Source organism: Sphingobium sp. R-21, from assembly GCF_049913335.1.
GTDB lineage: Bacteria > Pseudomonadota > Alphaproteobacteria > Sphingomonadales > Sphingomonadaceae > Sphingobium.
Map to the genome: position 1 here is coordinate 1,933,796 of NZ_CP184374.1, position 13,998 is coordinate 1,947,793.

The 13,998-nt window shown below is 64.6% G+C and carries 15 protein-coding genes and 1 pseudogene; 8 read left to right on the top strand and 8 right to left on the bottom strand.

Annotated features, from left to right (window positions below):
* Positions 1-36: 36 nt before the first annotated feature.
* On the bottom strand, positions 37-1,797 hold the full coding sequence (locus ACN9MX_RS09250; protein ID WP_426387499.1) for a fatty acyl-AMP ligase: 1,761 nt from the start codon (positions 1,795-1,797) through the stop codon (positions 37-39).
* Positions 1,798-1,947: 150 nt separating this feature from the next.
* Between ACN9MX_RS09250 and ACN9MX_RS09255 the strand changes: the two genes are divergently transcribed.
* The 4 genes and pseudogenes from ACN9MX_RS09255 to ACN9MX_RS09270 all read left to right on the top strand — a co-directional run.
* The gene (locus tag ACN9MX_RS09255) at positions 1,948-2,472 is read left to right on the top strand and encodes a regulatory protein RecX (protein WP_426386737.1); all 525 of its coding nucleotides are present in this window, start codon (positions 1,948-1,950) and stop codon (positions 2,470-2,472) included.
* 83 nt (positions 2,473-2,555) lie between these two features.
* The gene (locus ACN9MX_RS09260; RefSeq protein WP_426387500.1) at positions 2,556-3,065 is read left to right on the top strand and encodes a DUF192 domain-containing protein; all 510 of its coding nucleotides are present in this window, start codon (positions 2,556-2,558) and stop codon (positions 3,063-3,065) included.
* A gap of 49 nt (positions 3,066-3,114) precedes the next feature.
* Positions 3,115-3,513, top strand: coding sequence for an NADH:ubiquinone oxidoreductase subunit NDUFA12 (locus ACN9MX_RS09265; protein WP_363832066.1), 399 nt, complete (start codon positions 3,115-3,117; stop codon positions 3,511-3,513).
* A gap of 227 nt (positions 3,514-3,740) precedes the next feature.
* Positions 3,741-3,911 (top strand): annotated as a pseudogene (locus ACN9MX_RS09270) (DUF2155 domain-containing protein); the annotation flags it as partial.
* Positions 3,912-3,946: 35 nt separating this feature from the next.
* Here ACN9MX_RS09270 and aat read toward each other — a convergent pair.
* The 6 genes from aat to ACN9MX_RS09300 form a co-directional block, all read right to left on the bottom strand.
* Positions 3,947-4,711 (bottom strand): leucyl/phenylalanyl-tRNA--protein transferase, encoded by a 765-nt coding sequence (aat, locus tag ACN9MX_RS09275; protein ID WP_363738014.1) that lies wholly within the window; start codon positions 4,709-4,711, stop codon positions 3,947-3,949.
* 132 nt (positions 4,712-4,843) lie between these two features.
* Positions 4,844-5,878 (bottom strand): tRNA preQ1(34) S-adenosylmethionine ribosyltransferase-isomerase QueA, encoded by a 1,035-nt coding sequence (queA, locus tag ACN9MX_RS09280; protein WP_363756224.1) that lies wholly within the window; start codon positions 5,876-5,878, stop codon positions 4,844-4,846.
* A gap of 27 nt (positions 5,879-5,905) precedes the next feature.
* The gene (locus ACN9MX_RS09285; protein WP_363756222.1) at positions 5,906-6,673 is read right to left on the bottom strand and encodes a peptidylprolyl isomerase; all 768 of its coding nucleotides are present in this window, start codon (positions 6,671-6,673) and stop codon (positions 5,906-5,908) included.
* A 95-nt stretch (positions 6,674-6,768) separates the two neighbouring features.
* The gene (gene coaD, locus ACN9MX_RS09290; protein ID WP_363756220.1) at positions 6,769-7,281 is read right to left on the bottom strand and encodes a pantetheine-phosphate adenylyltransferase; all 513 of its coding nucleotides are present in this window, start codon (positions 7,279-7,281) and stop codon (positions 6,769-6,771) included.
* Positions 7,282-7,285: 4 nt separating this feature from the next.
* Positions 7,286-8,206: a polyprenyl synthetase family protein gene (locus tag ACN9MX_RS09295; RefSeq protein WP_363738006.1), complete on the bottom strand. Its 921-nt coding sequence runs from the start codon at positions 8,204-8,206 to the stop codon at positions 7,286-7,288.
* Positions 8,207-8,232: 26 nt separating this feature from the next.
* A complete protein-coding gene (locus ACN9MX_RS09300; RefSeq protein ID WP_133653287.1) occupies positions 8,233-8,493 on the bottom strand; it encodes an exodeoxyribonuclease VII small subunit in 261 nt (86 codons plus the stop codon).
* Between the two features lie 168 nt (positions 8,494-8,661).
* On the opposite strand from ACN9MX_RS09300, the gene ACN9MX_RS09305 reads away from it, so the two are divergent.
* Positions 8,662-9,042, top strand: a complete 381-nt coding sequence (locus ACN9MX_RS09305; protein WP_133653286.1) for a hypothetical protein — start codon at positions 8,662-8,664, stop codon at positions 9,040-9,042.
* Between the two features lie 164 nt (positions 9,043-9,206).
* Here ACN9MX_RS09305 and ACN9MX_RS09310 read toward each other — a convergent pair whose 3' ends face one another.
* Positions 9,207-9,626 (bottom strand): DUF805 domain-containing protein, encoded by a 420-nt coding sequence (locus tag ACN9MX_RS09310; protein ID WP_426387501.1) that lies wholly within the window; start codon positions 9,624-9,626, stop codon positions 9,207-9,209.
* A gap of 114 nt (positions 9,627-9,740) precedes the next feature.
* Here ACN9MX_RS09310 and purL point away from each other — a divergent pair, with 114 nt between their 5' ends.
* From purL to ACN9MX_RS09325, 3 genes are all read left to right on the top strand, one after another.
* A complete protein-coding gene (gene purL / locus ACN9MX_RS09315; RefSeq protein ID WP_363738004.1) occupies positions 9,741-11,918 on the top strand; it encodes a phosphoribosylformylglycinamidine synthase subunit PurL in 2,178 nt (725 codons plus the stop codon).
* A 71-nt stretch (positions 11,919-11,989) separates the two neighbouring features.
* Positions 11,990-13,159, top strand: a complete 1,170-nt coding sequence (gene purT, locus ACN9MX_RS09320; RefSeq protein WP_426386738.1) for a formate-dependent phosphoribosylglycinamide formyltransferase — start codon at positions 11,990-11,992, stop codon at positions 13,157-13,159.
* Between the two features lie 104 nt (positions 13,160-13,263).
* Positions 13,264-13,983, top strand: coding sequence for a dienelactone hydrolase family protein (locus ACN9MX_RS09325; protein ID WP_426386739.1), 720 nt, complete (start codon positions 13,264-13,266; stop codon positions 13,981-13,983).
* Positions 13,984-13,998 lie beyond the last annotated feature (15 nt).

A 13,998-nucleotide genomic window follows, 5' to 3' on the forward strand; every position in this document is an offset into this window, starting at 1 on the left:
AAAAAGCAATGCCGCCAGCGCCGCCGCGCAAAGGGGTCAGGCTGCGATATCGTAAGGCCGGATTTCGCCTGTCAGATAGAGGTTGCGCGCCTTCGACCGGCTGAGCTTGCCCGAACTGGTGCGCGGCAAAGTGCGCGGCGGCACCAGCTCCACAACGCAGTTCATGCCGGTGATCGCGCGGACCCGTTCACGGATCTGGTCGCGCAACCGCGTGCGTTCGTCATTGTCGGAGGTACGGCAATGCACCAGCACCGCGGGCGCTTCCTCACCACCCGGCGTGGTGATCGCGAAGGCCGCGATGTCGCCCTGCTTGAAACCGGGGAGCTGCTCCACCGCCCATTCAATGTCCTGGGGCCAATGATTCTTGCCGTTGATGATGATCATGTCCTTGGCACGGCCAACGATGTAGAGATAGCCGTCGCTGAGATACCCCATGTCGCCCGTGTCCAGCCAACCGTCGACCATGCAGGCTTCGGTCGCTTCAGGATCGCGGAAATAGCCGACCATCAGCGATGGGCCGGTGGTCCACACCTTGCCGATCTGGCGCTCGTTCATCAGGCCGCCATCCTCGTCCCGAATCTCCACGATCATGCCGCGCGCGGGCTTGCCGCAATTGACGATGGAACGGAAACGCTGCGGACGGCCCTCGGTCGCGTCGCCGCCCGAGAGGTCGGTTTCCTCGACTAGTTCGACGATGATCCCCTCGCCCGGCGGCATGATGGTGACGGCCAGCGTCGCCTCGGCCAGGCCATAGCTCGGCAGGAAGGCCGTGGGGCTGAACCCCGCGTCGCCGAATGCATCGACGAAGCTCTGCATCACGTCGGGGCGGATCATATCCGCGCCATTGCCCGCCAGCCGCCAGCGCGACAGGTCGAAGCGATCCTGCGCCTTGGTCTGGCTGGACATGCGGCGCGCACAGATGTCGTAGCCGAAGGTCGGCGAATAGCTGATCGAGGTGCCTTCATTGCGGCTGATGAGGTCCAGCCACGCCAGCGGACGGCGCGCGAAATCCTCGGTCTTCATATAGTCGGTCGACACTTGGTTGGCGACCACGGACAGGAAGCAGCCGACCAGCCCCATGTCATGATACCAGGGCAGCCAGCTGATGCAGCGGTCGCTGTCCTGCAATTCCATGCCATGGCTATGCGCGGCAAGATTGCTGAGCAGCGCATGATGCGTCACCGCGACGCCATGGGGGAAACGGGTCGAACCGCTCGAATATTGCAGATAGGCGATCTCCTCGCCCCTCGCCTGCGGCAGGTCGCAGGGCACGACATCCCGCGCGATGAAATCCTCGAAGGCGATGCTCTCGACATTCTTCTGCCGACCGGACTCGCCCGCCATCTCCTCCAGTTCCTTGGGAAAGAGGAACAGCATCGGGTCACAGCTTGACAGTTGAACATTCAGCTGGTCGATATAGCTTTCCTTGCCGCCGAAGCTGGTCGGCAGCGGCAACGGCACGGGCCAGGCGCCGGCGTAGACGATGCCGAAGAAAAGCTGCGCGAAATCGGCGCCCGTTTCTGCGACCAGCGCCACGCGATCTTCCGGCTTCACCCCATGGGCGATCAGCCGGTGCGCGCAGGCGACGGCATCGGCCCGCAGTTCGCTGAACGGATAGGGCCGGGCCAGATTTCCACGGGCATCGTGGAAATTCAGACCCCGCCGCCCGATCGCAGCATAATCCAGCGCTTCCCCCAGCGTCTCGAAATCCGAGAAGCGGCGGGGCAGGTCGTCGGTGGTCGGCGTCGGTGCCATCATGCTTTGCGAACCCGTCATATTGGTGTCACCCAATGTCATGTTTGTCATATTCCGGCGCGCCGCTAACAGCTTTCAAGCCTCTTTGCACCGGATAGTTGCATTCCAGCCTGGGCTTTTACCGTATAAGGGGCGGTAAAATTCCGGCCCGACTGTGGCATAATCAAGGCGGCGGAGGCATGAAGCATTGCCATGGCCGATAAACGCTCCCCTCCCCCGCTCGATGAAGAGGCCTTGCGCGAACTGGCGCTGCGCTATGTCGGGCGCTTCGCCACGAGCCGGGCGAAGCTGCTCGCCTATCTCGGCCGCAAGATCAGGGAACGCGGCTGGACGGGAGAGGCGCCCGCCGATCCGCAGGCGCTGGTCGATCGGTTGAGCGAACTGCGTTATGTCGACGATGCGAGCTATGCGGTGATGAAAAGCGGCGCACTCAGCCGCCGTGGCTATGGCCCGCGCAGGGTCGCGGAAGCCCTGCGCGCCGACGGCATAGCAGAAACCGACCGCGAAGAAGCCGACGCCCAGACGAAAAAGGAGAGCTGGTCCGCCGCCGACCGCTTTGCCCGCCGCAAGCGGATCGGACCCTATGCGCACGAGCGGCCAGACCCCGGGCAGCGGGAAAAATGGATCGCCGCCTTCCTGCGCGCGGGGCATGATTATGCCACCGCCCGGCTCTGGGTCGACGCCGCGCCGGGGGAAGTACCGGAAGCGGAGACATAAGCTGCACGGACCAGTCAGGCTTTGCATGCGGCCGCCAGACAGTCATGTTGTTTTCAAACGCAAAGCTGCGCTACTCCCCGATCATGAAGCGCCTTTCCCTTCTCCTTGTCGCAACGCTGCTGGCCGCATGCTCCCCGAACGCTCCCAAGGCGGAAAACACCTCCTCTGCCCGGCAGATCAGCGCCCTGCCCCTCACCATCCGCACCGCCGATGGCTCGCACCGCTTCACGGTGGAGGTTGCGCTCACCGAAAAACAGCAGGAACGCGGCCTCATGTTCCGAAAATCGATCGCTCCTGACGCTGGCATGCTGTTCCCGATGGACCCACCGCGTACCGCCAGCTTCTGGATGAAGGACACGCTGATCCCGCTCGATATGCTGTTCATCCACACCGACGGCAGCATCGCTTTCCTGAAGGCGAACGCCCCCCCCTATTCCCGCGAGCCGGTCTCCGCTGGCATCCCGGTCGCCGCCGTCCTTGAACTGCGCGGCGGCAGGGCGGCGGAACTGGGCATCAGGGAGGGCGACCATGTGCAATGGGGCGACTGCACCGCGTCCCTGCCCGCAAACCCCCTCAATTTCTGCCCCCGCTGACCAGAACCGCCTTGCCAAGCGCTGGCAGCAACGGCTAAGCGCTTGGCCCATGGGAATCCTTGGCAAGATCTTCACCTGGTGGGATGGCGCGACCATCGGCACCGCGCTCTACACCTCCCGCAAGGGCAGCAAGGTGGGTGAGGACCATCAGGGCAATGTCTATTATGAAGGCGGTACGGACCCCAATGGACTGACCCGTCGCTGGGTCATCTATAATGGCGCGAACGATGCCAGCCGCGTGCCGGCCGAATGGCATGGCTGGCTGCACCATTCGATCGAGGGCGCGCCGGAAAGCTTCCTGCCGCCGCCGCGCATCTGGGAAAAGGATTTCACCCCCAACGCCACCGGCACGGCCCAGGCCTATCGCCCCAGCGGCGCGCTGGAAAAGGGCGGCCTGCGCCAGAAGGCCACCGGCGATTACGAGGCATGGAGCCCCGACGCACCATGATGCGGCGCCCGGCGGGACGTTTCCTGCCGATTCTCGGCTGTACCCTGATATTGGCCGGTTGCGGCGGCGACGACCTGCCGACACAGAACCAGAGCGGTCCTGTTCGAATCGAGGGGCAGAAAATCCGCAATGGCAACGAGTCTCCCCTCACCGGTACGCCGATGAACGAGCGGGTGGCGGTGATCGGCCTGCTCAACAAGCGCAACGGGATCACCACCGACCTGACGATGAAGCCGGGCGAAGCGCTGCGCGTGGGCGATGCCATTGTTCGGCTGCAAGCCTGCGAAACCACAGCGCCCTGGGAAAATGTGAAGGAAACGGGTGCCTTCGTTCAGCTCGACGTTCGCAGCACGGCCGACAATAAATGGCGCCGCAATTTTTCCGGCTGGTTGTTCCGGGAAAGACCGGACCGCAACGTCGTGCAGCACCCGATCTATGACGTCTGGGTCAGGAGCTGCACGATGTCGTGGCCCGAAACCGGCCCCGATACGGTGAAGCTGGGCGACAAGGGTGACGTGCCCGACGGCGCGCGCGCCAATGCGTCCCCCGCCAGCGGGGAGAATGCCAGCTCTGCCCAGACGCCGGAGCCAGTCGCCAGCACGCCCCGCCCAGCCCCCAGCGCCACCCCGTCCAACGCGCCGGCCAATGATTGAAGATAGTCGCGCTGGCTGATCTCGATCGCGCCCAATGACCGCAGATGATCGGTCATGAACTGGCAGTCCAGCAGGGTGAAACCGCCAAAACGCATGCGAGCGGTCAACCAGGCGAGTGCCACCTTCGACGCGTCGGTGCGCCGCGACACCATGCTTTCCCCGAAAAACGCCCGTCCCAGCGCCACGCCATACAGGCCGCCGACCAGTTCCTCCCCCTCCCACACCTCAACGGAGTGGGCGAAACCAATTTCATGCAGATGACGATAGGCCCGCTCGATCGGATGATTGATCCAGGTGGAGGGTCGATCCGGCGCGGCTTCGGCGCAGAGCCTGACTATGGCGGCAAAATCGCGATTGGCGGTCACCCGGAACCGCTCCCGCCGGATCGTCTTGGCCAGTGAATGGGAAATGTGGAAGCCGTCGAGCGGCATGATCGCCCGCTGTTTTGGCTCGATCCAGTAAACCTCGTCAGCCTCGCGATCATCGGACATGGGAAACACGCCGATCGCGTAAGCCTGCAACAGCACCAGCGGGTCAATCGTCATCAAGGAAAAGCTTAACGCCAGACATGGCAGCGCGCCAGTGCGACTTTCAAGGGTTCAACAATGCGGCGCCGCAGAAAATCGTGCCCGCCGGAGGAACGGGGCTGCATCGCATCGACAGCCAGCCCGCCGTCCTCAGCGCTTTGGCAGAAGCAGGCTGGAATCGCCATAGCTGTAGAAACGATAATCCCCATCGATGGCATGCCGATAGACCGACTGCATCTTTTCCGTGCCCATCAAGGCGCTGACCAGCATGAACAGGGTCGATTTGGGCAGGTGGAAATTGGTCATCAGCCCGTCCACCGCCCGGAAACGATAGCCCGGTGTGATGAATATCCGGGTCTCGTCGGCGAAGGGACGGACGATGCCATCTTCCCCCGTTGCGCTTTCCAGCAGGCGAAGGCTGGTGGTGCCGACCGCTATCAGCCGGCCGCCAGCCGCCCGCGCCGCGTTGAGGCGGTCAGCCGTCGCCTGGTCGATCCGTCCCCATTCGGCGTGCATCCGGTGATCGTCCGTATCCTCGGCCTTGACCGGCAGGAAGGTGCCGGCGCCGACGTGCAGGGTCAGCGTTTCAGTCCGGATCCCCACCTTCTCCACCGCCGCCATCAGTTCGGGCGTAAAGTGCAATGCCGCCGTGGGGGCGGCGACCGCGCCGTCCTCCCGCGCGAACATGGTCTGGTAATCGCTGCGGTCACGCTCGTCGGTGGGGCGCTTGCTGGCGATATAGGGCGGCAGCGGCATCCGGCCTGCCCGTTCCAGCAACAGTTCGACCGGCTCATCCCCCTCGAAACGGAGCGTGACGCCGCCCTCCTCATCGCGCGGGCCGGCCACAGCGCTGACGCCGTTGCCGAAATCGATCCGGTCGCCGTCCCGCACCCGCTTGGCGTTGCGCAGAAAGGCCTGCCATTGGCGCAGACCAAGCCGCTTGTGGAGCGTCGCGCCAATCTTCGCCTGACCGCGCACGCCTTCCAGTTGGGCCGGTATGACCTTGGTGTCGTTGAACACCAGCACATCGCCAGCACGCAACAGGTCCGGCAAATCGCGCACGATTCGGTCCTGGAACGGCGCATCGCCCGACACCAGCAGCAGCCGGGCCGAATCGCGCGGAGAGGCGGGCCGGAGCGCGATGCGATCGGGCGGCAGGTCGAAATCGAACAGGTCTACGCGCATGGTTGATGCCCCGCCGGACGGGGAGAGTTATTTCTTCTTCTGCGCCACCGGCTTCTTCACGGGCGCCTTGGCCGGGGGCGCGATGATCGACGGCACCGGCGGAGCGGGCGGCGTCGGCAGTGCCGTCACCGGCGGCTTGCCGTCGCTTTCGATAGAGGCCTGTAGGATGATCGTCGGATCGGCGGGCGGCTCGCCCTCATGGATGGCGTCGACATATTGCATGCCCTCGATCACCCGGCCGAACACCGTATATTTCTTGTCGAGTTGCATGCGCGGCAGAAGGACGATGAAGAACTGGCTGTTCGCGCTGTCCTCACTCTGGGCGCGGGCCATGGAGACGGTGCCGCGCAGATGCGGCATCGGGTTGAACTCGGCCTTCAGGTCCGGCAGCGTCGAACCGCCGGTCCCGTCGCCCTTGGGATCACCGCCTTGCGCCATGAAGCCGGGGATGACGCGGTGGAACTTCAGCCCATTATAGAAACCCTGGCGCGTCAGCTCCTTGATCCGCTCGACATGGGCCGGCGCGATGTCGGGACGCAACTGGATGCGCACGCGGCCACCGCTCGACAGGTCAAGATCCCATATATTCTGGGGGTCGACAGGCACCGTGGCCGGCGGCAGCTTGGACGCGGGGTCCAAGCCGAGCTGCTTGGCGGTCTGCTCCGCACGTACGGCCGCTTCTTCCTTCTTCATTTCCTCGGCATTGCGCCCGCCGCCCTGGGCCAGCGCCGCGCCGCTCGATGCATAGAGGGCGAATCCGATCGCCACGGTCTTGAGCGCCGACGTGAACCGCATGAATGAAGCTTTCCTCAAATTTTGCCCAGGTGCTGAGTTGCCCCTGATAGCGCCCTCTTCGCGATTGGCAACTGAACGAAGGCTGAGTGGAGCCTTCAACCCTGCCCTTTCCGCCCGATGGCGGCAACCCTCGCCTCCACCTCCGCGCGCACGGCGGGGCTGACAAACCTGTGGATCGGCCCGCCATAGAGCGCGATTTCCTTGACCAGGCGGGATGCGATCGGCTGCAAGGAAACGTCCGCCATCAGGAAAACGGTTTCCACCCGGCCGTTGATCTGCTGGTTCATCCCCGCCATCTGATATTCATATTCGAAGTCCGCGACGGCGCGCAGGCCCCGGATGATGACGCTCGCTCCCTGCGATTCGGCAAAGTCCATCAGCAACGAGTTGAAGCCGGTGACGACGATTTCCGTGTCGATGTCGGCGCATTCGCGCCGCACCATCTCCAACCGTTCCTCGTCGGCGAACATCGGGGATTTGGAGATGTTCGTGGTGACGCCGATCACCAGCTTGTCGACCAGCTTCGCGCCCCGCCGGATGATGTCCATATGACCCAAGGTGATCGGATCGAATGTGCCGGGATAGACCCCCACCCTCTGCCTGCTCATGCCCCTAGCGATCCCTTTCCACGATATAGTCGGCGATGGCGCGCAGCAGATCGGCCTCCGGCCCGAATCCGTGCAGATGCGCCTTTGCCTGTTCGACCAGGAGGCGTCCCTGTTCCCGCGCCCGATCCACCCCCAGCAGCGAGACGAAGGTTTCCTTCCCCGCCGCCGCGTCCTTGCCCAGCGCCTTGCCGGCCAGCGCAGCGTCCCCCTCCACATCAAGCAGGTCGTCCGCGATCTGGAAGGCAAGGCCGATGTCGCGCGCATAGCCGTGCAGGCGCGTCCGCCCTTCCGGCGGGATGCGGGCCATGATCGCCGCCGCATCCACGCAAAAGCCGATCAGCGCGCCGGTCTTCAACTGCTGGAGCCGGGTGACGGTCGGCAGGTCGAAGCTGGTCTTTTCCGCCTCCAGGTCCATCATCTGGCCGCCCGCCATCCCGCTGGTGCCGCTGGCGAGGGCCAGCGCCTTCACCAGTTCCACCCGGACGAAGGGGTCGGGATGCGTCTCCTCATCCGCCAGCACTTCAAAGGCCAGGTCGTGCAGGCAATCGCCCGCCAGGATCGCCGTCGCCTCGTCGAACGCCTTGTGCACGGTCGGCTTTCCCCGGCGAAGATCGTCATCGTCCATCGCCGGCAGATCGTCATGCACCAGTGAATAGACATGGATGCACTCGACCGCGAGGCCGACGCGCAGCGCCGAAACCCGCGAGATGTTGAACAGGTCGCTGGCCGCCTGCACCAGCAGCGGGCGCAGCCGCTTGCCCCCGCCCATGGCGGCATGGCGCATCGCCTCGTACAGGCGCGCGCGCGGATCCTCGGGAACCGCCAGCAGCAGGTCGAACAGCCGGTCGATGTCGGCCGCCACCGCCGCGGCGCGGTCAGCCACCAGGCCGATCGCCGGGGGCAAGACGGAGTCGGCTCCGCTCATGGCCGCCTCTCCCGCACGCTGCACGCTCAGTCCGAACCGAAGGGCTGGGCGCCGGTCACCGCACCGCTGGCATCGATGGTCAGCTTGGCGATCCGCGCTTCGGCCGCCTGAAGCCGTTCCATGCAGCGTTTCCGCAACTCCTCGCCCTGCGAATAGAGCGAAATGGATTCGTCGAGCGGCACATCCCCGCTCTCCAGCCGACGGACGATCGATTCGAGCGCGCGCAACGCATCTTCGAACGACATCTGCAACGGATCGCCCTGCTGGGTCATGCTGTCTTGCGCCATGTCCCTGCATTGGCGGCCCCCGTCCGCCCGGTCAAGCCCGCATGGGCCCGCGGCGGCCGATTCCGGCGGTTGTTCATAAAAACGTCATGACGTCGCGCCTCAGGCTGGCGGACTTGTGGCAGTTTTGCGTTGACGCTGGGCATGGCTAGTGCACATAGAAGGACCGCTATGAAACATTATCTCCCCCTGATCCCCGTGGCGGCGCTTGCGCTGCTTTCCGCCTGCAACAAGAATGACGAACCTGAAGTCGTGGGCGGCCCCGCCGACCCCATGGCCGAAAAGCTGGCGAACGCCGCTCCCGTCGAGCTGCCGCCGATGGTGAAGGAAAGCCATCAATATCGCTGCAAGGACAACAGCCTGATCTTCGTCGACTTCATGAGCGACGACAAGACGGTCAACGTGCGCACCGAAAAGGATGGCGCCCCCACCAAGCTGACGGCGGCCGAAGCCGGCAAGCCCTTCGAAGGCGGCGGCTTCAAGGTCGAGGGCACGGGTAAGCAGATCACCGCCACCCTGCCGGGCAAGAGCGCGCTGAGCTGCAAGGCCTGACACCTTTCATTTTCCTGCACATCCGGGCCGGCCCTTCCCCTGCGGAAGGCCGGCCCTTTTCTTTGGCGATGCCGATCAGGCGGCGCATCGGCGCTCACCGGCAGCAGCAGGGCGCACTTTCCGTCCGGCATCCCGCATCCCCGCCTTCTGCCCAAACAATGCCCTCAGCGGAATTCGGGCTCACCCACCTCGACAGGATCGGGGCCGAAGCGATTGGGTCCGCGTGTGCCGCCCATGATGAAGAAGATGAGCAGGACGATGCTGCCGATGATGGGAAAGAAGAGGATCAGCAGCCACCAGCCGCTGCGGTCCGTGTCATGCAGCCGGCGGACCGAAAGCGCGACATGGGGAATGATCATCGCCAGCGTGAACAGCCCGGTCAGCGGACCGCCACGGGTGCTGTAACCGGCAGCCGCCCACCAGGGGCCGTGCTGGAACCAGCGATGCGTCGCGCCAAGGCCCATCGCGCCTTCGACGATCGCGATAGCCACGTAGCAGAGCAGCAGGAACACAACAAACATCCAATATTCCCGCGGTCGCGCCCGGCCAGAGAATTTGGCGTAGCGGCGCAACGGCAACAGCATCCATTCCACAGGCAAGCTTCCTCATGTCGACCAGCCCGGCAAAGCTATCATGTTTTCGCGCACGCGCGAGCCTCAGCATTGTCTATCGGACGCTCCCCCGCTAAAGGCGCGCACATGTCCAGCACCGCATCCCAGATCACGCCCCAGGTCGTTGCTGACCATGGGCTTTCCCCGGAAGAATATGATCGCGTCCTGAACGCACTCGGCCGGGAACCGAATCTCACCGAACTTGGCATCTTTTCCGTGATGTGGTCGGAGCATTGCTCCTACAAATCCTCGCGAATCCATCTGAAGAAGCTGCCGACCGAAGGGCCTCAGGTGATCTGCGGTCCCGGCGAGAATGCCGGCGTGGTCGACATCGGGGACGGTCAGGCCGCGATCTTCAAGATGGAGAGCCACAATCATCCGTCCTATATCGAGCCCTATCAGGGCGCGGCGACGGGCGTGGGCGGCATATTGCGCGACGTTTTCACCATGGGCGCGCGGCCGGTGGCGAACATGAACGCGTTGCGTTTCGGGCGGCCCGATCACCCGAAGATGAAGCACCTCATCAGCGGCGTGGTGCGTGGCATTGGCGGCTACGGCAATTGCGTGGGCGTGCCGACCGTGGGTGGCGAGGTGAATTTCCACCCGGCCTATGACGGCAACATCCTGGTCAACGCGATGACCGTGGGCGTCGCGGAAACAGACAAGATCTTCTATTCGGCGGCTTCGGGCGTCGGCAATCCGATCGTCTATGTCGGCTCCAAGACGGGTCGTGACGGCATTCACGGCGCAACCATGGCCTCGGCAGATTTCGGCGAGGATTCGGACGAGAAGCGCCCCACCGTGCAGGTTGGCGACCCCTTCACCGAAAAGCTGCTGATCGAAGCCTGCCTCGAACTCATGGCCTCCGACGCGATCGTCGCGATTCAGGACATGGGCGCGGCCGGCCTGACCTCTTCCTCGGTGGAAATGGCGTCCAAGGGCGGCGTCGGCATCCAGCTCGACATGGACAAGGTGCCGCAGCGCGAAACCGGCATGACCGCCTATGAAATGATGCTGTCGGAAAGCCAGGAGCGCATGCTGATGGTGCTCCAGCCAGGCAAGGAAGGCTTTGCCGAAGCCATTTTCCGCAAATGGGAACTGGACTTCGCGGTGATCGGCCATGTGACCGATACGGGCCGCATGGTGCTGGTCCACAAGGGCGAGACGGTGTGCGACATTCCGCTCGCCCCGCTGGCGGACGATGCGCCGCTCTACGACCGCCCGGCCATGGCGAGGGACGAGTACAAGGTCTGGTCCGGCGTGCAGCCTCTGGGCGAGATAACCGAAAGTGCCGATATCGGCGCGGATCTGGTCAAGCTGATGGGATCGCCCGACATCGCTTCGCGCCGCTGGATCTGGGAGCAATATGATCACATGGTCGGCGCCGACACGGTGCAGCGCCCAGGCGGCGACGCGGCGGTGGTTCGGGTCCACGGATCGCAGAAGGGGATCGCGATCAGCACTGATTGCACCCCGCGCTATTGCTATGCCGACCCCTATGAGGGCGGCAAGCAGGCCATTGCGGAATGCTATCGCAACATCAGCGCGGTCGGCGCCACGCCGCTCGCCGTCACCAACTGCCTCAACTTCGCCAATCCGCAGCGTCCGGAGATCATGGCGCAGTTCACCGGCTGCCTGGATGGGATGGGCGAGGCCTGCCGCGCACTGGATTTCCCGATCGTGTCGGGCAATGTCAGCCTCTACAATGAATCCAAGGCGACCGGCGGCGGCTCCGCCATCCTGCCGACTCCCGCCATTGGCGGCATCGGCCTGCTCAAGGACATCGATGGAATGGCGACCGTGGCCTTCAAGAATGAGGGCGACGCGATCTGGCTGATCGGTGGCGAAGGCAGCCATCTCGGCCAGTCGATCTGGCTGCGTGAAATCGCCGGCCGGGAGGCGGGCGAGGCGCCGAAGGTCGATCTGGCGGCGGAGCGCGCCCATGCCGAAACCGTCCGGTCGCTGATCGCGGAAGGCAAGGTCAACGCAGTACACGACATTTCGGACGGCGGCCTGCTGGTCGCGGTGGCAGAAATGGCGCTGGCCAGCGGCATCGGGGCAGAACTGAGCATCGCCCTGACGACGGCAGGCGCCTTTGGCGAGGATCAGGGCCGCTACATCGTGACCGCCGCTGGGGGCGTCGATATTCCGGGCGCTGCGAAGATCGGCACAACGGGCGGCGACAGGGTTGCGGGCGTCCCCCTGACCGACCTGCGCGGCGCCCATGAGGGCTTCTTCCCGGCGTTGATGGACGCTGAACTTTAAAGATGCATTGCGCATGCTCCTGCGCGGGCAGGAGCATGACGGCATTTGTCGTTGGCTGTTGAGGAAATCCCATGGCTTTCACCGCGAAGATCCTCCTCCTTGGCTCAGGCGAACTGGGTCGCGAGTTCGTGATATCGGCCAAGCGGCTGGGTGCCCAGGTCATCGCCTGCGACAGCTATGAAGGAGCGCCCGCCATGCAGGTGGCGGACGGGCATGAAGTCTTCTCGATGCTGGATGCCGACCTGCTCGCCAAGGCCATCGAGAAGCACCAGCCCGACTTTGTGGTGCCCGAAATAGAGGCGATCAGGACCGAAGTCCTGGCCGATTTCGAGGCCCGCGGCGTCACCGTCGTGCCTTCCGCCCGTGCGACGATCATGACCATGAACCGCGATCGCATCCGTGAAGTCGCGGCGGTCGAACTGGGGCTGCGCACCTCGCGCTATCGCTACGCCGAGACGCTGGAGGAAGTGCTGGCCGGCGCCGAGCACACTGGCCTTCCCTGCGTCATCAAGCCGGTCATGTCCTCTTCCGGCAAGGGGCAGAGCACGGTTCGCGCGCCGGAGGAGCTGGAGGCCGCCTGGAACTATGCCGTCGCCAATATGCGCGGCGACCGCAGCCGGGTCATCGTCGAGGAGTTCATCGCCTTCGACTATGAGATCACGCTGCTGACCGTGCGCAGCCGGGAAGGCGTCAGTTTCTGCCCGCCGATCGGCCACCGGCAGGAGCGCGGCGATTATCAGGAAAGCTGGCAGCCCACGCCGATGTCCGGCGCCGCGCTGGCGGCCGCGCAGGACATGGCGCGCAAGGTGGTCGACAATCTGGGCGGCTACGGCATTTTCGGCGTGGAATTCTTCGTGAAGGGAGAGGATGTCATCTTCTCCGAACTCTCCCCCCGGCCGCACGACACCGGCATGGTGACGCTGATCTCGCAGAACTGGAGCGAATTCGACCTTCATGCCCGTGCCATATTGGGTCTGCCGGTACCGGAAGTGACGCTGCGCAGGGCCGCGGCATCAGCGGTGATATTGGCGGATCGGGAATCGGACGATTTCCGGTTCGAAGGGCTGGCCGAAGCGCTGTCGACGCCCGGAGGAGAAATCGACCTGCGCCTGTTCAGCAAGCCGACGACCCGCCCCTATCGCCGAATGGGCGTCGCGCTCGCCATCGCGGAAGATGCCGACAAGGCGCGCATGCTGGCGGCCGAGGCTGTGTCGAAGGTACGGATCGTCTACGGTCAATAGGCAGAAAGCCGGGAGCCTGCTTCCGGCACTTGGCTGGCGGCTGAACTTGCCAATCCCCTGTCGGTGTTCGACATGCGTGCTGAACCGAAGCAAGGAGCCGTTCCATGACCATCATCCGCCGCGTCACTGTACATGAAGGGCCTGGCGGCCGGTTCGAGAGCATGGCGGTATTCGACGAAGCGATCGCCGCGCCGCGCCCAGGCCTCCTTCTCTTCCCCAATGTCCTGGGCACGAAGGAGGCCGATTTCGCCTATGCCGAAAGGGTCGCGGCGCTCGGTTACACCGTCCTGGTCGCGGACGTCTTCGGCCAGGGCAAGCGCAACACCCGCGCCGATCCCGACATGGGCCGGTACATGGCCGAACTCAACAATGACCGCAGCCTGTTGTGGGACCGGGTGAACGCCGCTCATGCACTGCTGAAATCACTGGACGAAGCAGACGAAACACGAACCGCCGCGATCGGCTTCTGCTTCGGCGGCAAATGCGTGCTCGACCTTGCCCGTTCCGGTGCGGACATAGCGGCCGGCGTCAGCTTCCACGGCGTCTATGACGCACCGCCCTTCCCCAACGCGAAGATCGCGGCCCGGCTGCTGGTCTGCCACGGCTGGGACGATCCGATCGCGCCGCCCGACGCCACTGTCGCGCTTGCAAAGGAACTCACCGACGCCGGATGCGATTGGCAGATCCACGCCTATGGCCGCACCGGCCACGCCTTCACCGACCATGACGCCAGGATGCCGGAAAAGGGCCTGGCCTATAATGCCGACGCAGACCGCCGCAGCTTCCGCGCGATGGCCGATTTCCTGGGCGACATTTTCGGCTGACCCGGCGTGGGTCGG